Below are 25803 nucleotides of genomic sequence, written 5' to 3' on the forward strand. Positions count from 1 at the left end.
AGAGGATAACAAATTGATAACAGGGTCGACTAAGAATGGTGTGGAACAGATAAACGTAAAAGCGCTATCTGAGCACCGCGTATTGCCAGAAGGATACAACATTTCGCCTGCGGAACTCTGCATAAATGCGAAGAAATTATAGGGTATTCAGGATGTTGAAGAACACAATAAAATCAGTTAAGGCAATGATTGTTCTGGCAATTATTCCCTTAATGACCGGCTGTAGCTGGACGCTGTTTAACTCCAAAGGACAGGTAGGTAAGGAACAGGGAAACCTGATTATCACCGCGATTCTGCTGATGCTGATCGTGGTGATTCCGGCGATTCTGATGACCTTTGCCTTTGCATGGCGCTATCGCGCAGGGAACAAAAAGGCGAAATACACTCCGGAATGGGCGCATTCCACCAAAGTCGAAGTGGTTGTCTGGGGGATACCGCTGATCATTATCATCGCGCTGGCAATTATTGTATGGATAAGCACCCACCGCCTCGATCCCTACAAGCCGCTGGAATCTGCAAAACCGCCGCTGACCGTTGAAGTGGTCGCCACCGACTGGAAGTGGGTGTTTATCTACCCGGAAGAGAACATTGCCACGGTTAACGAGCTTTATATTCCGGTCGACCGCCCGGTTTCCTTCCAGATCACCTCTGACTCAACGATGAATACCTTCTTCATTCCGCAGCTGGGCGGCCAGATTTATGCCATGGCCGGAATGCGTACCCAGCTGAACCTTATTGCCGATGAAACCGGGCAGTTTGACGGTATCTCCGGCAATTTCAGCGGCCCGGGATTCTCAGACATGAAGTTCATCACCCACTCGACCTCCGACGGTGATTTCCAGCGCTGGGTCAGCGGGATTAAAGCGCAGAACCATCCGCTGAGCTTCAGTGGCTTTAAAACGCTGGCCCTGCCTTCCGAAAAACATCCGGTTGAACACTTCTCAAGCGTTGAGCCGGAGCTGTTCCAGCGGATTATCGATCAGTACATGGATTCCGGCATGGACCGGCACGCAGATGACGCGCACGCCGGGATGAATATGGGTTCAGCCGAAATGCCTGTGAACCACGCAGGCGAATAAGAACGATGGAGCAAGCGATGTTTGGCAAATTAACACTTGATGCAATCCCCTATCACGAGCCCATCGTCATGGTGACGGTGGCCGCCATTATTCTGGGCGGCCTGGCGGTGGTGGCCGGGATTACCTGGTTTAAAAAATGGACCGTGCTGTGGAACGACTGGCTGACCACCGTTGACCATAAACGCATCGGCATTATGTATATTTTCGTGGCGCTGATTATGCTGATCCGTGGTTTTGCGGATGCGATTATGATGCGTACTCAGCTGGCAGTGGCCGGTGGCGGCAGCGAAGGTTTCCTGCCGCCCCATCACTACGATCAGATCTTCACCGCTCACGGGGTGATTATGATCTTCTTCGTCGCCACGCCGTTTATTACCGGGCTGATGAACATCATCATGCCGCTGCAGATTGGCGCGCGCGATGTGTCGTTCCCCTGGCTTAACGCGCTCAGCTTCTGGCTGTTTGTCGGCGGGGTGATTCTGGTCAACCTGTCACTCGGCGTCGGCGAATTCGCCCAGACCGGTTGGGTGGCCTATCCGCCGCTATCGGGGATCAAGTTCAGCCCCGGGGTGGGGGTCGATTACTATATCTGGAGCCTGCAACTCTCGGGGCTGGGTACGCTGCTGACCGGGGTGAATCTGTTTGTCACCATCCTGAAAATGCGTGCGCCGGGCATGAAGCTGATGACCATGCCGGTATTCACCTGGACCACCCTGGTGACCTGCGCGATTATCGTTGCCGCGTTCCCGATCCTGACGGCGGCGCTGGCGATGCTGACGCTGGACCGCTATCTGGATATGCATTTCTTCACCAATGAACTGGGTGGGAATGCGATGATGTACGTGAACCTGATCTGGGCCTGGGGCCATCCGGAAGTGTACATTCTGGTGCTGCCCGCCTTTGGCGTGTTCTCGGAAGTCACTCCTACTTTTGCGCGCAAAAAACTGTTCGGCTACACCTCTATGGTCAGCGCCACGGTGGCGATCGGCATTCTGTCGTTTATCGTCTGGCTGCACCATTTCTTCACCATGGGCTCCGGTGCCAGCGTTAACGCCTTCTTCGGCATTATGACCATGATTATCGCCATCCCGACCGGGGTGAAGATCTTCACCTGGCTGTTTACCATGTATCGCGGCAATCTGGTCTTTACCACGCCGATGCTGTGGATACTGGGTTCACTGGTCACCTTTACCGTCGGCGGCATGACCGGCGTGCTGTTAGCCATCCCCGGCGCGGACTTCCTGCTGCACAACAGTCTGTTCCTCGTGGCTCACTTCCATAACGTGATTATTGGCGGCGCGCTGTTCGGCTACTTCGCAGGCTTCGGCTTCTGGTTCCCGAAAGTCTTCGGCATTCAGCTGAATGAAAAACTGGGTCGCTACTCGTTCTGGTGCTGGATTATCGGCTTCTATCTGGCCTTTATCCCGATGTATATCCTCGGCTTTATGGGGATGACCCGCCGCCTGAACCACTACACTAACCCGGACTGGGGACCCTATCTGAAGATCGCGGAAGTCGGTGCCTTCTTTATCCTGTTCGGCATTCTTTTCTTCCTTGCGCAGATCTACGTCAGCGTCCGCGACCACTATAAACAGCGGCAGCAACCCTGCGCGGAAGATCCGTGGGACGGCCGCACGCTGGAGTGGGCCACCGCATCACCACCGGCGTTCTATAACTTTGCCGTCGTTCCCCATGTCGACAGCCTCGACTACTGGCACGAAGCGAAGAAAAAAGGACTGCCGCCAAAACCGGCTAAATACGATGCATTCCAGATGCCGCGCAATTCCGCTTCGCCGTTTGTGGTGTCGATGATCGGCACGCTGCTTGGCTTCGCGCTGATCTGGCATATCTGGTGGCTGGCGATCTTCTGCGTATTTGGTATGGCCGCCGGCGTCTTTTTGCGCGTCTACGACCAGGACATTGAGTACACCGTCACGGCGGAAGAGATTGAAAAGATCGAAAACCAGCGCATTCATTCAGTTACGGAAAAGGCTTAACTATGAGTAGTCACACACTCACTCCGGCTCTGCATCATCAGGCAGAGCATGACCACGAGCATCACGATCACGGCACCAAGCTGGGTCTGTGGATTTATCTGATGTCCGACTGCATTCTGTTCGGCAGCTTTTTCGCCACCTACGCGGTGTTAAGCGATGCCTTTGCCGGTGGGCCAACGCCGAAGGACATCTTTGAGATCCCCTACGTGCTCACCGAAACCTTTATGCTGCTGCTGTCGAGCATCACCTGTGGCTTCGTGATGCTCGCGCTGCGCCAGGGGAAAAAGAATCAGGTGCTGTTCTGGCTGGCAGTGACCTTTCTGTTCGGCCTCGCCTTTGTCGGAATGGAGATCAACGAGTTCCACCATCTGATTGAGAACAATGCCGGTCCCGATCGCAGTGCCTGGCTGTCGGCGTTCTTTACTCTGGTGGCCACCCACGGCCTGCACGTCAGCATTGGTCTGATCTGGATGGGTATTATGATCCATCAGATTATGACCCGGGGGCTGGGTGGCAAAACCACCCTGCGGCTGGAGTGCCTGAGCCTGTTCTGGCACTTCCTCGACCTGGTCTGGATCTGCGTGTTCACCGTTGTTTATCTGCTGGGGGTCTATTAAATGAGCAAGGCGGTTTTACATTCCGACAGCCACGATAGCGGCAGCTATAAAAGCTATATCACCGGCTTTGTGCTCTGCGTAGTGCTCACGCTGATCCCTTTTATGCTGGTGATGTATCCGGTTGGCCCGCGCTGGGTCACCATCACCCTTTTTGTGGTCACGGCGGTGGCGCAGCTGCTAGTACAGCTGGTTTATTTCCTGCATTTAAATCGTAAGACCGAGGACGGCTGGAATCTGGCAAGCTTTGTTTTCACCCTGCTGATTCTGTTAATCATTATCGGGCTGTCAATCTGGATCATCTGGAGTATGCATTACCACATGATGATTAACCGATAATAAAAATGGCCTGTTGTTTCTATTCAACAGGCCATTTTTCAGTGTTCATTTTTAAATTTCGCCGCGTGCTGTTTAATCAGTTCGGTGCAGGATTCGTTATCGAAGTAATCTCTTATTTTATCTTTACCTTCTCGCTCTGTCTGATTGCAGGCATCAATCTGCTTTAACGAATTTTCCTTTGCGGATGATTTATCCTGCATAGTCATGCAGAGGATCATCACACCATATACCGCCGCGATAAAAATGCAGGCCGCCAGCATCAGCATTAAACATCCACCTTTACCGCGTTCTTTTTTATTCACCCTCTTTAATTCCATAACTGACTCCGCTTAATTCAACCCGCATTGAAATAACAAAAAAAGCCCGACCCCAAAACGGGGCGGGCGTATGAATAGGAGGATCACACACTTAAACAACAACACCTCCCTTGTCGAAATAAATACTACACCCCACATCAGACCAGGTAAAGTTAAATATATAAATAAAACTGTTATAGTTTTTATTTCACTGACTGTTATTGTTAATAACCACCTCTATTTATAATAATGATTACCACTACAATTATGACGTTTATTACGCTTTATGTGGAAAATTAAAAATCCCTCTGCATAGCTTTTTTCTTATCCCTTAATAAGGAATAAAACTGCGGCAATATAAACCGATTGCATATAATCTTGAGTATTGTAACCGATGTATGATGTTCCACCCTTAGCTGACGGCATGGAAATCTCTGGCGGAATCCATCACCGGGGCAACGATTTGGCTGCGGATAACAAAGTCACCGAAACCTTCATTCTCCTCCCGTCCTTCAGACCAGCGGGCGATCAGCTCATCCATCATCTCTATCAATTCAGCGCTGCTGAAATTGTCGCGATAAAGCCGTGGTATGCGCGTGCCCTGCCGGTTGCCGCCAATATACAGGCTGTAGCGATCGGGCGCTCTGCCCACCAGCCCCATTTCCGCCAGCATGGCGCGGCCGCAGCCGTTCGGGCAGCCGGTGATGCGGAACACAATCGATTCGTCACTAAGCCCATGGCGATCCAGTGACTGTTCGAGGCTTTTCACAAAATCAGGCAGTACGCGTTCGGCCTCGGCCATCGCCAGCGGACAGGTGGGGAACGATACGCAGGCCATGGAATTTTTTTCCAGGCTGGTGACCGTATCGTCGATCAGGCCGTGCTGGCGGGCAATGGCATCAATCTGCTGCTTATTCTCCTCACTGACGCCCGCCACGATGAGGTTTTGATTCGCCGTCAGGCGGAAGTCACCCTGATGAATTTTCGCGATTTCCGCAACGCCGCTTTTAAACGGATAGCCGGGTTTATCAATCAGCCGCCCGCTGGGAATAAACAGCGTTAAATGCCACTGCCCGTCCACACCCTCTACCCAGCCGATGCGATCCCCGCGCCCGGTAAGCTGATAGGGTTTGACCGGCAGGAAGCTGACCCCCGCTCGCTTTTCCACCTCGGTTTTAAACACTTCAACGCCCACACGCTCCAGGGTGTATTTGGTTTTGGCATTGCGCCGGTTGCTTCGGTTGCCCCAGTCACGCTGCACCGCAACCACCGCTTCGGCAATTTGCAACGTTTCTGCCAGCGGGATAAAACCAAATTCCGATGCAAGGCGTGGCCAGGTGGAAACATCGCCCTGGGTCATGGCCAGACCGCCACCGACCAGCACATTGAAACCGGTCAGCTTTCCATTCTCACCGATGGCAATAAAGTTCAGATCGTTGGCGTGAAGATCCACATCATTCTGTGGCGGGATAACCACCGCGGTTTTAAATTTTCGCGGCAGATAGGTGGTGCCGAGAATAGGTTCCTTTTCTTCATTCAGCGACACCTTTTCTTTATCCAGCCAGACTTCGGCGTAGGCATTGGTGCGGGGTAACAGATGTTCGGAAATCTTTTTCGCCCATTCGTAAGCTTCAATATGTAAATTCGACTCAACAGGATTGGCCGTGCATAACACATTGCGGTTGACGTCACCGGCGGTGGCCCTGGAATCCAGCCCCAGCCGGTGAAGTAGCTGATGAACCGGTTTAATATTATGTTTTAATACGCCGTGAAACTGTACCGTCTGCCGGTTGGTAATACGAATGCTGCCATATAATGTATTATCGCGCGCAAACTCATCGATACCCAGCCACTGCTGCGGGGTAATTATTCCACCCGGCAGTCTTATCCTGAGCATCACGGTATGCAGCGGCTCAAGCTTTTGCGCAATACGATCCTGGCGGATATCGCGATCGTCCTGTTGGTACATCCCGTGAAAACGTATCAGCTGAAAATTATCGCCGCTAAAGCCACCGGTAATATTATCATCCAGATCGCTGGTGATGGTGCCGCGAAGTAATGCGCTATCGCCTTTTAATCGTTCGTTATCAGAAAGTTTTTCATCGCTCATAATAGACTTACCACTCTTTATCATAATGAGCAGAAAGTTAATCACTGAATACTGACTGTAACAATGCACAGAAACAATTTAGCGAGCTATAACAGTTAACCCTGATTTATTAACCGCTTTTATTTATTACATCTATCAATTAAACAAATAATAAGCCAGCCATGAAAGGTCGACTTATTATTATATCAATTTGAAATATCAGTGTGGGAAAGGTTATAGATCAATTCGCATATCACTACAGCGAAGCGACGCACCGGCAAGTTCAGAAGGGTACAGATTCTCAGTGATAAAGATAAATCCGTGCTTTTCATAAAACGACCGGGCATTCGGCGTGGCAGAAAGCGTCAGCGAACTGTAGCCGCGCTGCCGTGCTTCCTGTTTGATAGCCTCCAGGATACTCCCAGCCAGCCCCCTGCCGGTAAAAGAAGGCAGGGTGAAGATAGCTTCAACGCTGCCGGACGACAGATCGAGAAATCCGGTCGCAACCGGTTGATTATCCGCGTCTGTTGCCACGAAGAAGGGATGATGGGTAATCGCCCGACGATATCCCTCCGGCATCGCTTCCGGTGTCCAGGCATGGATAACCTCCGCGTCGTAACATTCCCGGCATCCGTGGCGTATCGCCTGATTGCGTACATCCCAGCACACTTCAGCTTCAGACGGTAATGCCTTTCTGATATTCATCATTGACCTCTCAGTTTGATTTCCTGCCGTTCATTACGCGTCGCGTAGCCAGGGTGTAAAGGTCACGCCCGTCAGCAGGCCTTCCGGGCTGAGCAGGCGCGTCACCGTCTGGCCCCATGGCTCTTCGCGCTGTGCCACCAGCAAACGATAGCCTGCTGCCTCCAGCGTGCGGGTCGCCGCCTGGATATCACGCACTTCGAATTCGATCCATCCCTGTGGTTCAGGCAGGTCAGATGGCCACCGCTCGCTGCCGAAGCAGGACAATGCGGCCTGCGCCAGCGGCCACAGGGCGAAATGTTTTACCCCACCCAGCGCATCGTGCTCGCTCAGCAGATAATCTTCATTTCCTTCCATCGCCTTTAGCGGTAAACCGAAAGCGTCGCGATAAAATGCAGCGCTGGCTTCGGTGCTGCGCGTGACCGGGCCAAAACCGGCAACGAAGAGAACATCAACTCCTGCTAAATCCTGCGTCATGGTGCTTCCCTTTTCATGTTAGCGACATCAGTACATTCTGATGTCGATAACTTAGCAAGATTACGTGAACGAGTAGAACAATATTCCCAGGACCAACAGCCAACGGTACGCCGACGATTGAGTAAAATCGATTATCCCTCTGATGAAGTTGAAATTACAGGCTGACACTCGATGGGGAAATTAAGAGAGTTAGCGATAAAGCACTGTTCATGGGCCTGATGATGAAGGTCTGTCGCCAGCTGGATGTCATCACCTTCGCGAATCACAATTTCAGGGCGTAATGTGATGCGGGTAAAATGCCCGCGATCGCCATCAATCATCGAGCCTTCTGCACGATCCAGATAGGCACACACGCTGATCCCCGCTTCTGCGCAAAGATGCAAATACCACAGCTTATGGCAGGCCGATACCGATGCAAGCAGCAGGTCTTCCGGATTCCAGCGCGATTTGTCACCGAGAAAAGCCGGGTCGGACGAACCGCTTATCTCAGCTTTATTTAATGCTGAAATCGTAAAGTCACGGCTGTACGCTTTATAGGATTCCGTACCCTGCCCTTTGTTACCCACCCATTCGATATTTACACGATAGTGATGCTCGCGCTGCGCCATGATGATTTCTCCTGTCTGGAATTTCCCGTTGTTTATTGCCCCAGAGACAGCGTGCTGCTTACCCCGCTCTGGTTGAGAATATCATAATGGTATACCATTAAACCAAAATCAACAGGGGATGTTTATGACACTTAAAACGCAATCCACGGCCAGTCTTCTGGCCGATCGTCTAAGGGCGATGATTAACAACGGTACGCTGACAGAAGGCACCAGACTGGTGGAACGCGACCTCGCCAGCCAGTTTTCAGTCAGCCGCGTTCCGATGCGGGAAGCCATCCGGCTGCTGGAACAGGAAGGGCTCGTGGATCTCTATCTTAATCGCGGGGCGGTAGTCAGAACGCTTTCAGCCGATGATATTCGCCATATTTACCACCTGCGAGCGCTACTGGAAGGCGATGCAATTTTCTACAGCGTACCTGATTTCGATGCCGAATCCCTGGCGCGAGCCGAGCTTGTCCACCATCTTTTGGGTGGTGCAAACGATACAGAAAAGCAAGGGGCGCTGAATCTGGAGTTCCATAACATTCTCTATGCTGCCTGCGGTAATCCACGCCAGCTGCTGCTGATTGCTGAACTGCGCAACCAGATAGAGCGCTATGAACACCTGCAGCGGAAGCTGCTTGCCGATACACCGATGTTTCAAGATGAACACGCCGCTATTCTTGACGCCTGCCGGAGCGGCGATGCGGAGAAAGCGCGTGAAATGACCATTGAGCATATCCTGTCAGCCGGGAAAATCGTTCTGGATGCCGTGGCTCGCTCTGCTGAGCGTAAATCATCATCTTGAAAGAAGAGTCTGAACGGGTTCTTTGAAAACGGTTGAAGCAGGCTCATGCGATAGCGCCGCCTCCCCACAAAGCAAAACCAAATATTAACAAAGTGTTTCAGTTACAGGCATTTGTCGCGTTTTCACAAAAAGGCCGATGGCCTCCTGGTATACGCTGGATCCGCACTCAACGCAGGGTTAAAGACTGACGTTGAGGATCATGACGGATCACCATCGTTAAGGGAGACGCTACGATGAAGACTGTACGTAATGTGACTTACGAATTACTGCGCCGCAACGGCATCAATAAAGTGTTCGGCAATCCGGGTTCCAACGAGCTGCCCTTCCTGAAAAATTTCCCCAAAGATTTTGAATACGTACTGGCCCTGCACGAAGGCGTTGCCCTGGGCATGGCAGATGGCTTTGCCCAGGCATCCGGTAAACCCGCGCTGGTCAACCTCCATTCTGCAGCAGGTACCGGGAACGCGATGGGGGCACTGGCCAACGCCTGCAACGGTCACTCACCGCTGATTATTACCGCCGGTCAGCAAAACCGCGCCATGGTCGCACTGGAGCCGCTGCTGACCAATACCGATGCGACAACGCTACCAAAACCGCTGGTCAAATGGAGCCGCGAACCGGCATCCGCGCAGGAAGTACCTCATGCCTTCAGCCGCGCTATTCATACCGCCACCTCTGAAGCACCCGGACCGGTGTATCTTTCCATCCCGTATGACGACTGGGATAAGCGCGCCGATGAATCATCCGCCAGCCTGCTGAACCGACGGGTCAAAAACGCACGTTCTTTAAGCAGTGACGAACTGGCGGAACTGGTTCAACGCATCAATACGGCAACAAATCCGGTGCTGGTGCTGGGAGCCGATGTCGATGCCGCGCGGGCGAACAATCACGCTGTCGAACTGGCAGAAAAGCTGAAGTGCCCGGTTTGGGCCGCACCCTCTTCGCCGCGCTGCGCGTTTCCAACGCGCCACGCCTGTTTCAGAGGAATGTTGCCTGCCGGAATTGCCTCCATCGGCCGTTTGCTGTCCGGTCACGATTTAATTCTCGTTATCGGCGCGCCGGTGTTTCGCTATCACCAGTTTGAGGCAGGGCCTTTTCTGCCTGAGGGATCTGAACTGATCCTGATCTCCTGCGACCAGCAGGAAGCCGCTCGCGCGCCGGTGGGCGATGCCTGGATTAGCGATATCCATCCCATTCTAAGCCAGCTTGCAGGTCACGTTGCCGACCGCGCTAAAGCCATGCCCGATGCACTGCCTGCACCGTTACCCGTCGCGGCCTCCCGTCCGCTCAAAGCAGAGTCCGTCTTCGATATATTAAACAGCGTCGCCCCGGCAAATTCCATCTTCGTCAATGAATCGACCTCAACCATTCCGGCGCTCTGGCAGTGTATCAATATCGCCACTCAGGGCAGCTACTACCTCGCAGCGGCCGGCGGGCTGGGATTTGCCATGCCTGCCGGTGTTGGTATTCAACTGGCAAGCCCCGATCGACAGGTGTTTGTGGTGGTGGGTGATGGTTCGGCGAACTACAGCATTCAGGCGCTATGGACCGCCGCGCACTATGCCATCCCGGTGATCTTTATCGTGATGAAAAATGGCACTTACGGCGCGTTGAGATGGTTCGCCGACGTGCTGAATGCCACCGATATTCCCGGCCTGAACCTGCCGGATATCCATTTTTCACAGCTGGCAGAAGGTTACGGTGTCCAGGCCTTCCGGGCCAACACGCCGGAACAAATCAGCGATGCCGTCAGCAGGGCTCGCGCCTCGGGTAAACCGGCATTAATTGAGGTAGAAACCTGCTGGACAGAACAGGGAGAGAAGCAATGAAGGGCAAGCTGGTCAACGTTGAAGATTACCGGCGGCTGGCAGCCAAAACGCTGCCGCGAATCATTTTTGATTTCCTTGAAGGGGGTGCCGAGGATGAAAAAGGTCTGGTGCACAATCGCGACGTGTTTGACCAGTGGCGCTTTACGCCCCACCGACTGGTGGATGTCAGCGAACGTAATATTTCCACGCACCTGTTCGGGAAAAACTGGAGTGCGCCTTTTGCTATTGCGCCCACGGGATTTAACGGCGCACTCTGGCCCGGTGGCGATATAAAACTGGCTAAGGCTGCCGCAAGCGCCAATATTCCGTTTATTCTTTCAACCGCCTCCAATGCGTCGATTGAAGACGTCGCCCGCTGCGCCGAGGGTGAAAAATGGTTCCAGCTCTATGTTGTTCAACAGCAACTGGCGGAGCAGCTGGTGATGCGCGCGCTGAACGCGGGCTATACCACGCTTATCGTCACGGTGGATGTTGGCGTTAACGGTAACCGCGAACGCGACAGGCGCAATCAGTTCAGCCTGCCGCTGAAGATTACGCCTTCGCTACTGATGTCAGGCTGTTGTCACCCAGCATGGTCAATGCGTTTCCTGCAAAACGGCATGCCGCAGTTGGCGAATTTTGTCAGCGCCGAAAGCGGCAGTCTGGAAGCGCAGGCAGCGGTGATGAGCCGCCAGATGGACGCCGGTTTTAACCCGAACAGCCTGAAACGCATTCGCGAAATGTGGCCACACAAGCTGCTGGTCAAAGGCATTATCCGTCCAGAGGATGCTGAGCTGTGCGTGGCCTGCGGCGCAGACGGGGTGATCCTGTCCAACCACGGTGGACGCCAGCTGGACGGCAATCTTTCCCCACTAGAAACGCTGGCCGAAGTGGCCGCGCGCATCGACAGCCCGGTACTGGCAGACAGTGGATTCCGACGGGGTTCGGATATCGTTAAAGCGCTGTGTCTGGGTGCAGATATGGTGTTACTGGGCAGGGCAACCCTTTACGGGCTGGCAGCGCGGGGGCTGCGGGGCGTTGATGAGGTTATTGCGCTGCTGAAGAGTGAAGTGGACTGTAACCTGGCACAGATTGGCTGCCCTGCCGTAGACGATTTGTCAGCGGCATATCTTCAGCGAATGTCCTGAACTGATGACCAGGGATGATGCAATCATATTGCCGGACAGCCTGCCGGGAGCTTTCCCGGCCGGCCGTTTATCATCTTCACCGGTCTGTTAGAGAGTTCGATTTCGGTTCAGTCCGTCACTTTTCCGCGCGGATCGTCAATATGTTGTTTTGCCACATCATAACGAACGCCTTCACGATGCAGGATACGGACTTCTTTCACCACGGTAGATAACGCCTGTAAAAAGGTCGCAGAATGTTCATGACGTTCATAAGCGTCAATATCTGCCCAACCTTCAGAAAGATGGAAGGCATCGGGATTGACCAGGTCCTGTGAGAAAGCATAGAACACACAGCCGGGAAGCTGCTGCGCGGCCTGCATTTCCGGTTTTACCGCGTCGATAAATGTCTGGCGGTCTTCAGGATGCACGCGGTAATAAGCGCTGACAACGATCGCCGTTGGCTGGGTTTTATCGTGATCGCCAGCGGTGGAAATACGCCCGTCAGTAAAGGCCCGCTGCGCGGCCAGCGTATCCATTGACTCTCTCAGCAGAGTAATCTGCCCCTTTTCTGCCACCAGACGCCCGGCATAGGTTTGCTTATAGATCTGGCCGGTAGCGGGAACCTCCGCCTCAACGCTGTATTCGGCAAACGCCTGAGCAGGCGTATCGATCAGGAACCGGATGTTGCGGAAGCGGAAATCCGGCACCTTTTTCAACAACCCGGCGATAAAGGCCTGGATCTCTTCGCGGCCCTGCACGCGGTGCGGTAAACCCAGCGTCTGCAGGTAAGGCAGCTCAAGAACGCCATCTTCGGCAAACAGTGCGGCGGCAGCCTGCGGATTCTGAATAACATCGAGATAGTTTTGCAGTAACTGAATAGCGGTTTTCATCATGTTGCTCCTGAAGTATTAAGTGAATGCCCCGTTTTCGGTGGCGTGGGGTAACAATAAAAAACTTCAGAAGCGCTGAAAACAGCAATGAATGAAAGCTATCGTTTCAAAATTGAAAACACAGGCACGATTGCGGTCAATCAAATGCCTCGCCTGTCAGGGCCAGCGCCAGGCGGGATCGGCAAGGTGGCGCGCAAAAAAGTCCGACAGCACCCTGACTTTAAGCGGACGACTGCGCGCGGTGGGGGTCACAAAATACAAGCCGCCCTGAGTCATCGACCATTCATCCAGCAAATGGACAAGCCGCCCGTCGCGCAGATACTCTGCGGCAATGAACTCCGGCAGTTCTGCAATACCTAACCCTTCCAGTAATGGCGGTAGCAGCGCATCCGAGTTCGTTACCCGCAGCGGTCCGTTCGGCACAATATCCTCCTGCGAACCTGAGCTGTGGCTGAAACGCCAGACCTGGCTGCGTGCGCGGTAGGCGTAACTGAAACACTGTCTGCTGCTCAGTTCGCGTGGATGCAGAGGAGTGCCGTGCTGCGCCAGATAGGCCGGTGAGGCAACCAGATACTGAGTCACCGGGCACAAGCGACGGGCCACCAGTGAAGAATCCGGCAGCGCGGCAATACGCAGTGCGGCGTCAAAACCTTCGGCAATTAAATCCACTGAGGCATCGGACAAATGCAGATCGACATTCAGTTCGGGGAACTGGCGAATAATTTCAGGCATCAGCGGAGCCACCCAGCGCAGCCCAAATGACATCGGGATCGCCAACCTGACCTGCCCACGCGGCTGAACCGAGAGTTCGTGGGCTTCACTCTCCACTTCCTCCGCCTGGCGATAAATTTCTGCCGCTTTCGCCGCCATACTCTGCCCAAACTCCGTCAGCGCCAGCTGGCGGGACGTGCGGTTGAACAGCCTTCCGCCCAGCCGCTCTTCAAGACGCGCTACCGCACGGGAAACGGTGGGAACGGAAACGCCCATAACTCTGGCCGCCGCTGCGAAGGAACCCTCCTCAGCCACTTTGGCAAACATCGCCAGCCCTTCAAAATCGGGAAGTTTACTCATTTCATTTTTGCAATGATGGGTTTCAAATCATTCTATTTTGAAAATGTCGGCGCGTCGATATGCTTCTTTCATCGCGACAGACCGTCGCAGAACTTCCCGCCCGATGAGGCTATTAAACAAACAAACGGGAGCAAACCGATGAAAAAATTTAGCGTTAACTCAACCGCCTTCGCCTCGGCACTGCTACTGGGTGCGGCATCGCTTTCCGCAACGGCATTCGGTGCTGAGCCGCAGCCGGTCGTCCATATTAGCGGTATCGATCATGCCGGGATCAACGTCCCCGATATCAATGCTGCCGTGGCGTTTTTCTCGAAAACCTTCGGTGGCAAACTCGAATCTGATATCACGCCGGGCACTATTCCTGACGCGTGGAAAACAGCGTTTAACTGGCGTTCTTCCAGCGACTTAAAACGCTTTGTGATGGTCAGACTGCCGGACGGCACCGGCATTGAGCTGTTTCAATACAGCGGTGCAGAGATCAATCATGCTCAGCCACACGAGGATGACGCTGCGGCAACGCATATCGCCCTGCGCACTCAGGATATTCAAGCGAGTTATGAAGCGCTAAAAAAGGCCGGGCTGAAGACGCTTAATGAACCCGTCACCAATGCCGATGGCACTCAGTGGTTTTACTTCCTGACGCCGTGGGGATCGCAGATTGAGCTGGTGGCTAAGACGGATAAAACAGCATAACGGTTTACTAATTTCTGGGTTTCTAATCGGAAATAATAACGTGAACAGGTTAAGGGTGATAATAACACCCCTGCGTTAATTGAATTATCACCCATGAAAACGCTGAATTAAATTAATAACCAAACCACATAAACAGGATGCATAACAAGTTTAACTACAAACCCGAAAGCGATACCAATCCAATAAATGAATACCAAATAATAATTACATATAGTTTGCGATACCGTACACAATTTCGCGCATAGAGAACAGAAAGAAATTTAATAACTCATGCGCTAAAGTATAATCCCGCCCGGTGCTTGAGGCTTTTTATCTCAGGTAACTGCCGGTAACAGGTTGTAAGGGATAAAAAGAAGAAAGCCCCGAAGGTAATGTTAATCACCAACGAGGCATCCTCTATGTCCACAGAACATCAGAGTAGCCTCTTACCCGCAGTAATGCAAGGAGCAAGAGCGATGAAAATACCACCCATAATCACTATCGTGTTAATACTCTGTATTACCATTTTAATATTTCGGGGTTATCAGTAAACGCTGATAACCCCGTACTTATCGAGTTTTCTAAACGCCTGTCAGGAATAATACTCAGGAGCTTTCTTAAAGCCCGCCCAGGCATCCGGATCGTGCCCGGTGACCACGATGGCATCGTTACGCTCGGCAACGTTACGCAGCTTTTGCACAGAGCGAACGGAATCCACCGCCGAGGCCAGGAATCCCGGCAGCGCCTTCTCTTCCCAGTGATCCACCGTATAGGCGGCATCGATGGTCAGCAGCAGAGGCTTGCTGTTTGGCAGCCGTACCAGGAATGACTGGTGTCCGGGCGCATGTCCGGGAGAGAAGATCGTGGTTAACGTGCCATCGCCGTAAACATCGTAAAAATCATCCTCGGTTCCATTGAGGAACTGCCAGTTCAGCCCCGGCTTGTCGAAGTCTTTACGAATATAGCCACCGGCGGCAAACCAGTCCGGCGTAAAGGCATACTCATACTCCACGCGCTGCACGATATGTTTGGCATTCGGGAAGCGGCCAATTGCGCCGGTATGGTCAAGATGCAGATGCGACTGCACCACGTATTTCACATCCGCCGGATCGATGCCCAGCGCCTTAATCTGATCGACACAGCCCTGATCTTCCGCCAGTACCGGCCAGTACACGTCGCAAATGCCGCCCCAGTGGCCGCGAGGATCGGTGGCGACTTCAATGGCGTTGCCGCCATCAATAATGGTATGACCATCGGGGTGGGTGATCAGGAAAAACGGCACCGGAATTTCATAATCCGCACCGCTGCCCTGGTTCATTTTAATGTTGTGCACTTTGCATTTCAGGGTGCCGGACTGAAGCATATAGAGTCGGATATCGTTCATACTGGGCTTGCCTCTTTTTTATAGTGGGTACAGTGATACGTTTGAGTCAGGTCGTCAGAATGCTTGTTGATACAGATTCAGTGCGTCTTGTTCCTGCACATCGACCGGGTTGTTGGTCAGCAGGCGCGTTTGCAGCATGGCATCGGCCGCCAGGCGCGTAAGGCTCTCTTCGGTTACGCCCACGTCACGCAGACGGCGCGGTGCTCCGCTCTCTTCCATCAGCGTCAGCATATGCTCAACGAAGGCGGCGGAACGCTGGTCCGCGTTGCCGCTGCCCTCAATGCCCAGCACGTCTGCCAGTTCGGCATACAGCGGCGCGGCGGCGCTGGCGTTATAGCGCAGCACCGGGCCAAGCATCAGCGCGTTCGAAAGACCGTGCGCAATGTGATAGTGGCCGCCTAAGGGATAGGCCAGCGCGTGAACGGCGGCAACAGGCGAGTTGGCAAAAGCCTGACCGGCCAGCGTTGCGCCCAGCAGCATCCCCTCGCGCGCCGCACGATTTTTACCGTCGCGGCAGGCGGCAATCAGATTCGCACCGAGCAGACGCAGCGCTTCACGCGCCAGCGCATCGGACAGCGGATTCTTTTTGTGTTTACTGGTATACGCCTCGATCGCATGCACCATCGCATCAATACCCGTTGCGGCGGTATGGATCTGCGGCAGTCCCACGGTCAGTTCGGCGTCTAAAAGGACGAAATCAGCGTACAGCTGCGGCGACACCACCCCCATCTTGGTGGTTTCACCGGTAGTGATAATCGAAATATTGGTCACCTCCGACCCGGTCCCGGCGGTGGTGGGGATCAGCACCAGCGGCAGGCGCGAACCGCTCACTTTACCGATACCGTACATTTCCGACAGCGGCTGTTCGCTCTCCACCAGAATCGCCGCCAGCTTGGCAATATCCAGCGATGATCCGCCGCCAAGACCAATCACGATATCGGCATTTGCCCCACGTGCCGCGTCGGCACAGGCGTGAACGATATGCTCAGGCGGATCGGCGACCACCTGGTCAAACAGGGTCACAGTAAATCCCGCCCCCTTCAGCGAGGCCTCGATCGGCGCAATCAGCCCGGCCTTAATCAGCCCGGCATCGGTCACCAGCAGGGCGTTTCGCGCCTTGAACCGTGCCGCAACGATCGTACCCAGCTCCTGTGCACCTCCCCATTTCACCTCAATGGAGGGCACGGTGCGGAACTCAAATGGATTGATAGTCATTATTCCTCCTTTCAGGTAACGGGCATGCTCAGGCGATGACCGAGCACAGATATTTAATTTCCAGATACTCATCAATGCCGTGGTGCGAACCTTCGCGCCCCAGCCCGGACTGCTTCACGCCGCCAAACGGCGCAACCTCATTGGAGATCAGTCCACTGTTGTGGCCCACCATGCCGTACTCCAGGGCTTCTGCCACCCGCCAGGTGCGGCGTACGTTTTCGGTATAGAAGTAGGCCGCCAGGCCAAATTCGGTATCGTTGGCCATAGCAATCACCTCTTCTTCCGTTTCAAAACGGAAGAGCGGCGCAACCGGCCCAAAGGTTTCCTCGCGGGCAATTTTCATCTGCTGGGTCGCCTCGGCCAGCACCGTCGGCTGATAAAAAGTGGCCCCCAGCGCGTGGCGTTGCCCGCCAATCAGCAGTTTTGCCCCTTTAGCCAGCGCATCAGCGATATGATCTTCCACTTTTTCAACGGCGCTGGCGTCAATCAACGGTCCGATAGTGACGCCCGGCTGATGACCTTCCCCGACTTGCAGTGCCGCAACGCGCGCCACCAGCTTCTCGGCGAAGGCATCATAAACACCGGACTGAACGTAAATACGGTTGGAGCAGACGCAGGTCTGGCCCGCATTGCGGTATTTCGATGCCAGCGCGCCCTCAACGGCCGCATCCAGATCGGCATCATCAAAGACGATAAACGGCGCGTTACCGCCCAGCTCCAGCGACAGTTTTTTAATGGTTGGCGCCGACTGCGCCATCAGAATCCGTCCGACTTCCGTCGAGCCGGTAAAGGAGAGTTTTCTGACCGTGTCGCTGGCCGTAAGTACTCCGCCAATTTCTTTTGCATCACCGGTGATCACCTGAAATACGCCCGCTGGGATACCTGCCTGCTCGGCCAGTACACCCAGCGCCAGCGCGGTGAGCGGCGTCTGTTCGGCAGGTTTTACGATCATCGTGCAGCCTGCAGCCAGAGCGGGAGCGGCTTTGCGGGTAATCATCGCCGCCGGGAAGTTCCACGGGGTGATCGCTGCGCAGACGCCGATCGGCTGCTTCATCACGATGATGCGTTTATCGGTGCCGGGTGCCGGAACCGTTTCGCCGTAAACACGTTTGGCTTCTTCCGCAAACCATTCAACGAAGGAGGCGGCATACAGCGCTTCGCCCTTTGCTTCCGCCAGCGGTTTACCCTGCTCGGCGGTCATCAGCGCGGCCAGATCGTCTGCGTTCTCAACAATCAGCGTAAACCAGCGGCGCAGGATGGCGGTTCTGTCCTTTGCAGCCAGACGGCTCCAGCCGGGTAGTGCCGCCTTCGCAGCGGCAATAGCGCTTTCCGCTTCGCTGCCGGTCAGCGAGGGCACCCGGGCAATAATTTTGCCACTGGCGGGATTATCCACCTCAATCTCGCGACCATCGCTGGCGGGAATCCATTCTCCATTAATCAGGCAGCGGTCACGCAGCAGTGCTGAATTCTTGAGCTTGATCATAGCTTCTCCTTTCGAATTGGTTCAATATATTGAACTACAGTCTGTATTATGAACTTTATGCGAGGTGCAGTATGTCAGGGAATTCCGGTGCAAAAAGCGATCAACCGCTCAAAAGCGTCGATTCGGTACCCGCTCTGCGGAGAGCTGTCACCATCCTGGATCTGGTCGCGGCGGCCAGCGGTTCGCTCTCAGCGGCGGACATTACCCGACAGCTGGCACTGCCCAAAAGTACCGCGCACGGCCAGATTAACGTTCTGACCGAACTGGGGTTACTGGTGAGAACGGCGGAAGGCACTTATCGTCTGGGGCCGCATCTGATGCACTGGGCAGACGGTTTTCTGTCACAGATGGATTTTGTTTCGCTGTTTCGCGACTACTTCGCGGCGGATAGCGAGCTCGACGGCTACACCATCACCCTGACCGTGCTCGATCGCGATGAGGTAGTGTACGTCAGCTGCCGCAACACCGATCAGCCACTGGGGCACAGCTTCCGCATCGGTAAGCGCCTGCCCGCGCCCTTCACCGCCACCGGGAAAGTACTGCTGAGCGAGCTGGATTATGACGAACTCGAACGGATTTTTGCCGATCGCTTTCCCGCGCCGCTGACTGCATCCAGCGTCAGCAACCTCGCTGAACTGCAGGCGGAGTTCCACGGCATTCGGGATCGCGGGTTCTCAATCGATAACGGGCAAATCCACGAAGCAATGACCTGCGTGGGGTCGGCAATATACGATCATACCGGCAAAGTGGTGGCGGGGATCGCCACCAGTTTTCTCAGCAGCGAGGCAAGATCGGATATGACCACTCGCCTCGGAGAGAAAATCCGCCATGCCGCAATGGCGCTGTCGCGGCAAAGCGGCTATCGCGGAGGGTAAACAATCGGATGAGGATGGCACTTTTACGCATGGGATATCGCGGCACGTCGTTCTTATCCTTCAGCCTTCCAGATGATCTTTCAGCCACACCAGCGCCTTCTGCGCCCGCCCCGAAAGCGGCCATTCCGCGCGATGGATCAGCCAGATAGTATCCACCACCGGCACGGTACAGGGCATCACTTCAATTTCGTGCTGCCCGGAAAAGGCCAGCCGCGCGAACCGGGGCAGCACGGTAAAACCCAGACCGCGGGCAACCGGGCTGAGGATCAGGGCAATCTGATTGCTGAAGCCTTGGCACGGCAGCGAGCGCACGCCGGGGTTCCCGGGGAATACCCGGCTCAACAGACGTGTCGCCATTGCCTGGCCGTCAGGGTGGTCGATAAACCCCAGCGCGGCCAGATCCTGCCAGCTCTGCACTTTTTTCCCCGCCGGAAAAACCAGCTCCAGCGGCTCTCTGGCAAAGGGTTCAGCGACCAGTCGAGAATCGTCGGGCTGACGGGTCATCAGACCCAGCTCGTAGCGATTTTCCAGCACCGCTGACAGAACTTCATCATCGGGCGCAAAGCGGTGGCGAATAGCCAGACCGGGCAGCGACTGCTGCAAACTCAGCAGCAGCGGGTAGCAGCGCAGTCCAATGCTGCCGGGGGTGATCAGGCTGATATCGCCACAATCCCCGTCATTTTCCTGTAGCCGCATCTCCAGCCGCTGGCTGGCTTTTTCCATTTCCCGGCAAAACTCCAGCAGCGCAATCCCTGCTGGCGTCAAATCGAACCGCCGTCGGCTGCGAACGATCAGCTGGCCATAGTGATTTTCCAGATAGCGCAGATGCTGACTGACGGCCGCCTGGGTGATCCCCAGACTGTCGGCGGTGCGGGTAAAGCTCTCCTGCTGGCAAAGCAGGGCAAACGATCGGAGCCATTGCGGATTGAGCATAACGATATTTTATAAAAACCATAAGTCAGATGATATTTTCATTATACACCTGCCCGCTTACTCTACGCTTTTCCATCCGCAACGAGACATATCATGATCCCTTACCCACGCAGTTTTTCGCATATCGGCCTGTCCGTCACCGACCTGGACGCCGCCGTTAAATTTTATACCGAGGTGATGGGCTGGTATCTGATTATGCCGCCGACGGAAATTACCGAAGACGACTCCGCAATTGGCGTGATGTGCAGCGACGTATTCGGCGCGGGCTGGCATTCCTTCCGCATTGCGCACCTGTCCACCGGCGATCGCGTGGGTGTAGAGATCTTCCAGTTCAGGGATACGGTGAAGCCGGAAAACAACTTCGACTTCCGCAAGTCCGGCGTTTTCCACTTCTGCATTCAGGATCCGGATGTGGAAGGACTGGCGGAGAAAATCGTGGCTGCCGGAGGAAAACAGCGCATGCCGGTACGCGAATACTTCCCCGGCGAAAAGCCGTATCGCATGGTCTATATGGAAGATCCGTTCGGCAATATTATTGAGATTTACAGCCACAGCTACGAGCTGACCTATTCCGCCGGTGCCTACGCCTGATGAGGTAAAGATGATCGCACTTTCCCGTCGTTCGCTGCTGATCAATCTGGCAGCGGCGAGCCTGAGCAGCGCATTTCCCCGGTTCTCTGCGGCAGCGGCAGCCACACCGCTACCGCTCAATGTCGCGGCAAGATCGCCGTGGATGGCCAACCAGGTGGCACTGACACGTGACAACGTCATGTTTCTTGGCCTGCCGCGCTACGCCAAAGATAAATCCACACCGTCGCTTGCCCGGCGCGACGCCAGCGGCAAGTTTCAGCCCTTCCCGGGTAACGCCTGGAATGAATGGCAGCCGGGAAAGGATGGCACGAATGCCTTTGTATATCTCAACTCGGTGCATATCTTCGCCGATGATACGGTGTGGTGTGTCGATCAGGGGTCATTGAGCGCAGGAGTGTTTTCTGCGGCCGATGCCGTTCCACAACCGGGCGCACAAAAGCTGGTACAGCTGGATGCCCGTTCCGGGGAAATCCTGCGCATCCTGCGTTTTGACGAGACGATCCTGCCTGCGGGCGCACAGATGAACGACATGCGTTTCCATGGTTCAACGCTGTATCTCTCCGACTCCGGACTGGGTGGGATCATTGTTCACGATATGCAAAGCGGCCGGACTCTGCGCCGTCTGTCCGGGGCCAGCGTGGTGAAAGCTTCGGCGGCGAAAATCCCGTCAATTCTGGCGCACGTAAAGGGAGGGAAAACTTTCCATCCGCCCAACAGCGACCTGCTGGAAATCACCGCAGACGGCAAATGGCTGTACTGGGCAGCGCCGACCGGGCCGCTTTACCGCATCGAAACGCGCTGGCTGAAGGATCGGTCTCTCACCGACCCACTGCTGGAGCAGTACGTTGAACAGGTGTATGCCAATAATTTCGCCGGTGGCTGCTGCATGGACTCACGCGGTAATGTCTATTTTTCGGAAACCGTCACCGGCAATATTACCCTGCTGTCTCCCGAGGGGAAAACGGCGGTTATCGCCTCCAGCCCTTCACTTATTCGGCCAGATGGCACCTTTATCAGCGCCGATCGTAAACTGTATATTCCAGTAAAACAGCCGATCCCGGACGCCAGCAGCCCGGACACACCGTTTGTGATTTACTCGGTGGCTCTGCCTGAATCATTTGCCGGTATAGACATAGGCGACGCGGTGGATGGCCGTGCGTGAGTGCCGTTCAGATTCGCCGGGTATCCCCAGGTCGGAAATACGGCCGGCATAAACCGCTCGCATCTGCCCCATCATTACCGCAGCAGATGCTGAGTCGGCAGCGCCGTGGTGTACTTCACCTGGCTCAGGGCAAAGCTGGAGCGAATGCTTGCCACGCTGCGAATTTGCGTCAGACACTCCTGAATAAACACCTGATACTTCTTCAGATTTTCCACCACGACCCGCAGCAGATAGTCCGCTTCCCCGGTCATCAGATAGCACTCCATCACTTCAGGGCGGTTGCTGACGGTGTCGGTGAACTCCTCCAGCGACTGTTTGTCCTGCTGCTTCAGGGTTACGTGAACAAAAACATTCACCTCAAGCCCGAGACTTTCCGGATCTACCAGCATCACCGATCCGCGGATCACCCCCTTTTCACGCATTTCCGTCACCCGCCGCCAGCAGGGAGACACCGAAAGCCCGACCCGATCGGCCAGTTCGGCATTACTGATATCGGCCTGTTTTTGCAGGATATCGAGGATTTTCAGACTGACTTCATCCAGCTGCGGCTTCTGTTGCGGCATAGTTTTCCTGTAATCGTGAATTTAAACGTAGATTTTTTCTTTTAAGCAGCAAAGCAAGAACAAAATAGCACGGATTTACCTGATAAAGCGGCATAGCATTATCGAAATCATGCTGATTTATCAGGAACCCCAATGAGCGTTATCACGTCAGAATCCCTTAAACAAAACGCAGCCCGCTACGCCGGGCGATCTACCCTGCTATGGCTGCTGCTGATGGTGGTGCTGTGGGGCCTGAGCTGGCCCGCAACCAAGCTGGCACTGAACGTGACGCCGCCGCTGTGGCTGGCTGCGATCCGTTTCGGATCGGCGGGTATCTGCCTGTTTGCCTTCGTGGCGCTGCGCGGCCAGCTCAGGCTGCCATCGCGTCAGGATCTGCCTATCGTTGCCTCGGTGGGAATTATGCAGATGATGGTGTTCACCGGGCTGGGAATGATCGCCATGCGCCACACCGACACCAGCCACGCGGTGCTGCTGGCATATACCACGCCGCTGTGGGGGATACTCACATCGTGGCTGTTACTGAAGCAGGCACCGTCTAAACTCCAGCTCGTTGCGCTGCTGACCGGGATGGCAGGCATCGGATTGATCTGTTCGCCGTGGGAAATGCAGTGGGATAACCCTGAAGTACTGATGGGTGCCGCGCTGCTGATTATCGGCGCAATATCCTGGTCGCTGGTAATTGTGCACGTGCGCCATCACCGCTGGGCCTCATCGCCGCTGTCGCTGGCCCCATGGCAGATGCTGCTGGCTGCAGTGCCGTTGGCAATGATCGCCTGGAACGTGGAAGGCTCACCGGCAACGATTGAATTCAGTGCCAACCTGCTGTGGCTGCTGTTGTTTATTGGTCCGGTAGCCACGTCACTGTGCTTTGTGATTTCATCCGAGCATGGCCGTCGGGTCAGCGTGTTTACGATGTCCAATGTCACCCTCGGCGTGCCGCTGATCGGGGCCGTGGCCGCCGTGGTGTTCCTGCACAATACGCTGTCATCGCTGTATATCGCCGGGCTGCTGCTAATATTCTCAGGCGTGATGCTGACGACCTTTGCCGCCGTGAAAAAATAATTTTATCTGAGAGGCCCTGACGGGCCTCTGTTTCTCACCCCGTTAAATCCGCCACATCTCCCCTTCGCTCTCACTGACATCACTCTGCCGTCAAATCATCGGCGGCCTGCCACTCAGCGATCAGCACCTTGACCAGTTCTGTGGCGGGCAGTTCGCGGGCAAGCGACGCACCCTGTCCCGCCCACTGCGCACCGTAGCCGTGATCGCCTTTTGCGCTGGCCGCCGCAGCGAGCGCTTTGCCGAGGGCATAAGTCAGCGGATAGGCCGGGATAGCCTGCGCGGGAATATCCTGCGTCATGCGGCAAAAGTCATTGGTAATGCAGCGTGCAGGCCGCCCGGAAATCGCCGCCGTCATCACCGTGCTGGCGGCCTGTTCGCTCTTCATCAGCTGGCGGTAAGCCGTATTCGCCGCCGATTCCGGGCAGAGCACAAAGGCAGTGCCCAGCTGCACGCCCGCCACACCCAGCTTCATCATCGCTGCGATCCCCGCACCGTCCATAATGCCGCCAGCGGCAATCACCGGCAGCCGCGATACACGACGTATCGCCTGTACCAGCGTCAGGGTACTGAGCTGACGATCTTCCGCCTGCGGATCAAAGATTCCCCGGTGGCCCCCGGCCTCAATGCCCTGCGCGACGATAAAATCGACGCCCGCCTCTTCAATCACCCGTGCTTCTGCCGGGCTGGTCGCCGTCGCCAGGGTCACGATGTCCTGCGATTTCAGCCGCCGGATAACGTCCTCTGAAGGCAGGCCGAAGTGGAAACTGACGGCGGCCGGGCGGGTATTGAGCAGTACTTCCTGCATTGCTTCATTGCCGCAGAAGGTCTGATAGATCTCTGACAGTTCTCCCGGAGGAGCCGCATCAAACCCGCTGAAGCGCTCACCAAAACGCGCAATCCACGCGCTTTCCTGCTGCGGGTCGCGCTGTGCCGGAGCATGGCAAAAGACATTCACGTTAAGCGGGCCGCTGGTCAGGGACAGCGACTGCCGTATCATCGCCTCCGCCTGCTGCGGCGTTGACGCCCCTACGCCGATCGATCCCAGCGCGCCCGCATTGCTGACGGCGGCGGCCAGTTCGGGTGTAGAGACGCCGGCCATCGGTGCCTGAATCAGTGGAAAACGGAGGTTGAGACGTTTACAGAGCAGATTATTCATTCGGTCATCCTGCACAGCGTTGCGGAACGGGTCCATAAAACGGTAGCCATCAGTATAAGATCGATTTCGGCATTCGGTCCCGTCAATCATGACGCAATGAGAATAAAAAGATGCACAAAGGGTAATTACAAATAAACCATGTGTAATTCAATTGTTATTAGTTGGTTTATTTTTTCTATTTTAAAAAAGAATTTAAAATCTCATTGTACAGAGTAAAAATTTAAACTAATTTAATTACCAGAAACGATTCTCTTTTACCTTCTGTAATAACTCTGTCGCCAGGTATTAATGGAGTGGATGCCATTAACCGCTTTCAGGGTGGATATCTCATTGACAACAGCATTAGCCGTTATAGTTGAATTATAAAAACCGGAGCTGAATCATGATTGAACATATCCTCGCCAACATTAACAACCGCCTGAACAATAAAGATCTGGCCGCCCTGCTGTTAAGGATCACCTTAGGGGGATTATTATTGTTTCACGGCTGGCACAAGGTCCACAGCGGTATCAGCTTTATTTTAAATACCCTCGCCGAACATGGCGTTCCTGCCTTTGTTGGCTACGGCGTTTATCTGGGTGAAGTGGTTGCGCCGATATTGATTATTCTCGGTATCCTCTGCCGCCCCTCGGCGCTGACCATCATTGGTACGATGATCGTCGCATGGTGGCTGGTAGACGTTGATAATACGCTGGCGCTGAGTGAAACCGGTGCGTGGGCGATAGAAGACCTGGTCTTCTACGTGATGCTGTCGGTTATCTTACTGTTCCTCGGCAGCGGTAAATACTCCGTGATAACCAATCCCAACTGGCGCTAAAAATAC

Annotated in this window: 26 protein-coding genes; 13 read left to right on the forward strand and 13 right to left on the reverse strand. The window is 54.7% G+C overall.

Annotated features, from left to right (window positions below; translation table 11 throughout):
* Nucleotides 1–152 precede the first annotated feature (152 nt).
* The 4 genes from cyoA to cyoD are packed head-to-tail and all read left to right on the forward strand — an operon-like array spanning nt 153 to nt 4029.
* Nucleotides 153–1079 (forward strand): ubiquinol oxidase subunit II, encoded by a 927-nt coding sequence (cyoA, locus tag IBT47_RS03210; protein WP_200559133.1) that lies wholly within the window; start codon nt 153–155, stop codon nt 1077–1079.
* A gap of 17 nt (nt 1080–1096) precedes the next feature.
* A complete protein-coding gene (gene cyoB, locus IBT47_RS03215) occupies nt 1097–3076 on the forward strand; it encodes a cytochrome o ubiquinol oxidase subunit I (protein ID WP_200559134.1) in 1980 nt (659 codons plus the stop codon).
* Nucleotides 3077–3078: 2 nt separating this feature from the next.
* Complete coding sequence (gene cyoC, locus IBT47_RS03220) at nt 3079–3693, forward strand: cytochrome o ubiquinol oxidase subunit III (protein ID WP_200559135.1); 615 nt, start codon at nt 3079–3081, stop codon at nt 3691–3693.
* Nucleotides 3694–4029: a cytochrome o ubiquinol oxidase subunit IV gene (cyoD, locus tag IBT47_RS03225; protein ID WP_200559136.1), complete on the forward strand. Its 336-nt coding sequence runs from the start codon at nt 3694–3696 to the stop codon at nt 4027–4029. It begins immediately after the preceding gene.
* 38 nt (nt 4030–4067) lie between these two features.
* Here the strand turns inward: cyoD and IBT47_RS03230 are convergent, their stop codons facing one another.
* The 5 genes from IBT47_RS03230 to IBT47_RS03250 form a co-directional block, all read right to left on the reverse strand.
* Nucleotides 4068–4346, reverse strand: a complete 279-nt coding sequence (locus IBT47_RS03230) for a hypothetical protein (protein ID WP_200559137.1) — start codon at nt 4344–4346, stop codon at nt 4068–4070.
* Between the two features lie 391 nt (nt 4347–4737).
* Nucleotides 4738–6435 carry an assimilatory sulfite reductase (NADPH) hemoprotein subunit gene (gene cysI / locus IBT47_RS03235; RefSeq protein WP_200559138.1) on the reverse strand — a complete coding sequence of 566 codons (1698 nt, stop codon included), beginning with the start codon at nt 6433–6435 and terminating at the stop codon, nt 4738–4740.
* 213 nt (nt 6436–6648) lie between these two features.
* The gene (locus IBT47_RS03240; RefSeq protein WP_200559372.1) at nt 6649–7119 is read right to left on the reverse strand and encodes a GNAT family N-acetyltransferase; all 471 of its coding nucleotides are present in this window, start codon (nt 7117–7119) and stop codon (nt 6649–6651) included.
* A 33-nt stretch (nt 7120–7152) separates the two neighbouring features.
* Nucleotides 7153–7593, reverse strand: coding sequence for a VOC family protein (locus tag IBT47_RS03245; protein WP_200559139.1), 441 nt, complete (start codon nt 7591–7593; stop codon nt 7153–7155).
* Between the two features lie 131 nt (nt 7594–7724).
* On the reverse strand, nt 7725–8201 hold the full coding sequence (locus IBT47_RS03250; RefSeq protein ID WP_200559140.1) for an OsmC family protein: 477 nt from the start codon (nt 8199–8201) through the stop codon (nt 7725–7727).
* Between the two features lie 124 nt (nt 8202–8325).
* Between IBT47_RS03250 and IBT47_RS03255 the strand changes: the two genes are divergently transcribed.
* From IBT47_RS03255 to IBT47_RS03265, 3 genes are all read left to right on the forward strand, one after another.
* Nucleotides 8326–8988: a GntR family transcriptional regulator gene (locus IBT47_RS03255; RefSeq protein WP_200559141.1), complete on the forward strand. Its 663-nt coding sequence runs from the start codon at nt 8326–8328 to the stop codon at nt 8986–8988.
* Nucleotides 8989–9221: 233 nt separating this feature from the next.
* Nucleotides 9222–10817 carry a benzoylformate decarboxylase gene (gene mdlC / locus IBT47_RS03260; RefSeq protein ID WP_200559142.1) on the forward strand — a complete coding sequence of 532 codons (1596 nt, stop codon included), beginning with the start codon at nt 9222–9224 and terminating at the stop codon, nt 10815–10817.
* On the forward strand, nt 10814–11944 hold the full coding sequence (locus IBT47_RS03265; protein ID WP_200559143.1) for an alpha-hydroxy-acid oxidizing protein: 1131 nt from the start codon (nt 10814–10816) through the stop codon (nt 11942–11944). The genes mdlC and IBT47_RS03265 overlap by 4 nt, the downstream gene beginning before the upstream one ends.
* Nucleotides 11945–12051: 107 nt before the next feature.
* On the opposite strand, the gene IBT47_RS26950 is transcribed toward IBT47_RS03265, so the two are convergent.
* Complete coding sequence (locus IBT47_RS26950) at nt 12052–12816, reverse strand: antibiotic biosynthesis monooxygenase (protein ID WP_234471676.1); 765 nt, start codon at nt 12814–12816, stop codon at nt 12052–12054.
* A gap of 153 nt (nt 12817–12969) precedes the next feature.
* A complete protein-coding gene (locus tag IBT47_RS03275; protein ID WP_200559144.1) occupies nt 12970–13884 on the reverse strand; it encodes a LysR family transcriptional regulator in 915 nt (304 codons plus the stop codon).
* 138 nt (nt 13885–14022) lie between these two features.
* On the opposite strand from IBT47_RS03275, the gene IBT47_RS03280 reads away from it, so the two are divergent.
* The gene (locus IBT47_RS03280; protein ID WP_105591887.1) at nt 14023–14577 is read left to right on the forward strand and encodes a VOC family protein; all 555 of its coding nucleotides are present in this window, start codon (nt 14023–14025) and stop codon (nt 14575–14577) included.
* Nucleotides 14578–15148: 571 nt separating this feature from the next.
* Here IBT47_RS03280 and attM read toward each other — a convergent pair.
* Genes attM through IBT47_RS03295 form a run of 3 tightly spaced genes read right to left on the reverse strand, consistent with a single transcriptional unit; the run spans nt 15149 to nt 18635 of the window.
* Nucleotides 15149–15940 (reverse strand): N-acyl homoserine lactonase AttM, encoded by a 792-nt coding sequence (gene attM, locus IBT47_RS03285; protein ID WP_172606559.1) that lies wholly within the window; start codon nt 15938–15940, stop codon nt 15149–15151.
* Nucleotides 15941–15994: 54 nt separating this feature from the next.
* Nucleotides 15995–17155: an iron-containing alcohol dehydrogenase gene (locus tag IBT47_RS03290; RefSeq protein WP_200559145.1), complete on the reverse strand. Its 1161-nt coding sequence runs from the start codon at nt 17153–17155 to the stop codon at nt 15995–15997.
* Nucleotides 17156–17183: 28 nt separating this feature from the next.
* Nucleotides 17184–18635, reverse strand: coding sequence for an NAD-dependent succinate-semialdehyde dehydrogenase (locus tag IBT47_RS03295; RefSeq protein ID WP_370569857.1), 1452 nt, complete (start codon nt 18633–18635; stop codon nt 17184–17186).
* Between the two features lie 74 nt (nt 18636–18709).
* On the opposite strand from IBT47_RS03295, the gene IBT47_RS03300 reads away from it, so the two are divergent.
* Complete coding sequence (locus tag IBT47_RS03300; protein WP_200559147.1) at nt 18710–19513, forward strand: IclR family transcriptional regulator; 804 nt, start codon at nt 18710–18712, stop codon at nt 19511–19513.
* Between the two features lie 60 nt (nt 19514–19573).
* Here the strand turns inward: IBT47_RS03300 and IBT47_RS03305 are convergent, their stop codons facing one another.
* Nucleotides 19574–20446, reverse strand: a complete 873-nt coding sequence (locus IBT47_RS03305; protein WP_200559148.1) for a LysR family transcriptional regulator — start codon at nt 20444–20446, stop codon at nt 19574–19576.
* Nucleotides 20447–20539: 93 nt separating this feature from the next.
* Here IBT47_RS03305 and IBT47_RS03310 point away from each other — a divergent pair, with 93 nt between their 5' ends.
* Nucleotides 20540–21037 (forward strand): lactoylglutathione lyase family protein, encoded by a 498-nt coding sequence (locus tag IBT47_RS03310; protein WP_234471677.1) that lies wholly within the window; start codon nt 20540–20542, stop codon nt 21035–21037.
* 10 nt (nt 21038–21047) lie between these two features.
* Entirely contained in the window at nt 21048–22199 is a 1152-nt protein-coding gene (locus IBT47_RS03315; protein ID WP_200559149.1) for an L-dopachrome tautomerase-related protein, read from the forward strand.
* A gap of 74 nt (nt 22200–22273) precedes the next feature.
* Here the strand turns inward: IBT47_RS03315 and IBT47_RS03320 are convergent, their stop codons facing one another.
* Nucleotides 22274–22762 carry an Lrp/AsnC family transcriptional regulator gene (locus IBT47_RS03320; protein ID WP_105591896.1) on the reverse strand — a complete coding sequence of 163 codons (489 nt, stop codon included), beginning with the start codon at nt 22760–22762 and terminating at the stop codon, nt 22274–22276.
* A gap of 132 nt (nt 22763–22894) precedes the next feature.
* On the opposite strand from IBT47_RS03320, the gene IBT47_RS03325 reads away from it, so the two are divergent.
* The gene (locus IBT47_RS03325) at nt 22895–23824 is read left to right on the forward strand and encodes a DMT family transporter (RefSeq protein WP_200559150.1); all 930 of its coding nucleotides are present in this window, start codon (nt 22895–22897) and stop codon (nt 23822–23824) included.
* A gap of 79 nt (nt 23825–23903) precedes the next feature.
* Here the strand turns inward: IBT47_RS03325 and IBT47_RS03330 are convergent, their stop codons facing one another.
* Entirely contained in the window at nt 23904–24980 is a 1077-nt protein-coding gene (locus IBT47_RS03330) for a nitronate monooxygenase family protein (RefSeq protein WP_200559151.1), read from the reverse strand.
* Between the two features lie 382 nt (nt 24981–25362).
* Here IBT47_RS03330 and IBT47_RS03335 point away from each other — a divergent pair, with 382 nt between their 5' ends.
* Nucleotides 25363–25797 (forward strand): DoxX family protein, encoded by a 435-nt coding sequence (locus IBT47_RS03335; protein ID WP_200559152.1) that lies wholly within the window; start codon nt 25363–25365, stop codon nt 25795–25797.
* The last annotated feature ends 6 nt before the right edge of the window (nt 25798–25803 follow it).

The organism is Erwinia sp. S43, from assembly GCF_016624745.1.
Classification (GTDB): Bacteria; Pseudomonadota; Gammaproteobacteria; order Enterobacterales; family Enterobacteriaceae; genus Erwinia; species Erwinia coffeiphila.

What these genes read in the sequence shown, in the direction of transcription:
- attM (WP_172606559.1), bottom strand. Translation starts at nt 15,940, where the DNA reads ATGAACGATATCCGACTCTATATGCTTCAGTCCGGCACCCTGAAATGC.
- IBT47_RS03230 (WP_200559137.1), bottom strand. Translation starts at nt 4,346, where the DNA reads ATGGAATTAAAGAGGGTGAATAAAAAAGAACGCGGTAAAGGTGGATGT.
- IBT47_RS03315 (WP_200559149.1), top strand. Translation starts at nt 21,048, where the DNA reads ATGATCGCACTTTCCCGTCGTTCGCTGCTGATCAATCTGGCAGCGGCG.
- cyoD (WP_200559136.1), top strand. Translation starts at nt 3,694, where the DNA reads ATGAGCAAGGCGGTTTTACATTCCGACAGCCACGATAGCGGCAGCTAT.
- IBT47_RS26950 (WP_234471676.1), bottom strand. Translation starts at nt 12,816, where the DNA reads ATGATGAAAACCGCTATTCAGTTACTGCAAAACTATCTCGATGTTATT.
- IBT47_RS03280 (WP_105591887.1), top strand. Translation starts at nt 14,023, where the DNA reads ATGAAAAAATTTAGCGTTAACTCAACCGCCTTCGCCTCGGCACTGCTA.
- IBT47_RS03330 (WP_200559151.1), bottom strand. Translation starts at nt 24,980, where the DNA reads ATGAATAATCTGCTCTGTAAACGTCTCAACCTCCGTTTTCCACTGATT.
- IBT47_RS03240 (WP_200559372.1), bottom strand. Translation starts at nt 7,119, where the DNA reads ATGAATATCAGAAAGGCATTACCGTCTGAAGCTGAAGTGTGCTGGGAT.
- mdlC (WP_200559142.1), top strand. Translation starts at nt 9,222, where the DNA reads ATGAAGACTGTACGTAATGTGACTTACGAATTACTGCGCCGCAACGGC.
- IBT47_RS03320 (WP_105591896.1), bottom strand. Translation starts at nt 22,762, where the DNA reads ATGCCGCAACAGAAGCCGCAGCTGGATGAAGTCAGTCTGAAAATCCTC.
- IBT47_RS03305 (WP_200559148.1), bottom strand. Translation starts at nt 20,446, where the DNA reads ATGCTCAATCCGCAATGGCTCCGATCGTTTGCCCTGCTTTGCCAGCAG.
- IBT47_RS03275 (WP_200559144.1), bottom strand. Translation starts at nt 13,884, where the DNA reads ATGAGTAAACTTCCCGATTTTGAAGGGCTGGCGATGTTTGCCAAAGTG.
- IBT47_RS03265 (WP_200559143.1), top strand. Translation starts at nt 10,814, where the DNA reads ATGAAGGGCAAGCTGGTCAACGTTGAAGATTACCGGCGGCTGGCAGCC.
- cysI (WP_200559138.1), bottom strand. Translation starts at nt 6,435, where the DNA reads ATGAGCGATGAAAAACTTTCTGATAACGAACGATTAAAAGGCGATAGC.
- cyoB (WP_200559134.1), top strand. Translation starts at nt 1,097, where the DNA reads ATGTTTGGCAAATTAACACTTGATGCAATCCCCTATCACGAGCCCATC.
- IBT47_RS03325 (WP_200559150.1), top strand. Translation starts at nt 22,895, where the DNA reads ATGAGCGTTATCACGTCAGAATCCCTTAAACAAAACGCAGCCCGCTAC.
- IBT47_RS03300 (WP_200559147.1), top strand. Translation starts at nt 18,710, where the DNA reads ATGTCAGGGAATTCCGGTGCAAAAAGCGATCAACCGCTCAAAAGCGTC.
- IBT47_RS03335 (WP_200559152.1), top strand. Translation starts at nt 25,363, where the DNA reads ATGATTGAACATATCCTCGCCAACATTAACAACCGCCTGAACAATAAA.
- cyoA (WP_200559133.1), top strand. Translation starts at nt 153, where the DNA reads ATGTTGAAGAACACAATAAAATCAGTTAAGGCAATGATTGTTCTGGCA.
- IBT47_RS03245 (WP_200559139.1), bottom strand. Translation starts at nt 7,593, where the DNA reads ATGACGCAGGATTTAGCAGGAGTTGATGTTCTCTTCGTTGCCGGTTTT.
- IBT47_RS03290 (WP_200559145.1), bottom strand. Translation starts at nt 17,155, where the DNA reads ATGACTATCAATCCATTTGAGTTCCGCACCGTGCCCTCCATTGAGGTG.
- cyoC (WP_200559135.1), top strand. Translation starts at nt 3,079, where the DNA reads ATGAGTAGTCACACACTCACTCCGGCTCTGCATCATCAGGCAGAGCAT.
- IBT47_RS03255 (WP_200559141.1), top strand. Translation starts at nt 8,326, where the DNA reads ATGACACTTAAAACGCAATCCACGGCCAGTCTTCTGGCCGATCGTCTA.
- IBT47_RS03310 (WP_234471677.1), top strand. Translation starts at nt 20,540, where the DNA reads ATGATCCCTTACCCACGCAGTTTTTCGCATATCGGCCTGTCCGTCACC.
- IBT47_RS03250 (WP_200559140.1), bottom strand. Translation starts at nt 8,201, where the DNA reads ATGGCGCAGCGCGAGCATCACTATCGTGTAAATATCGAATGGGTGGGT.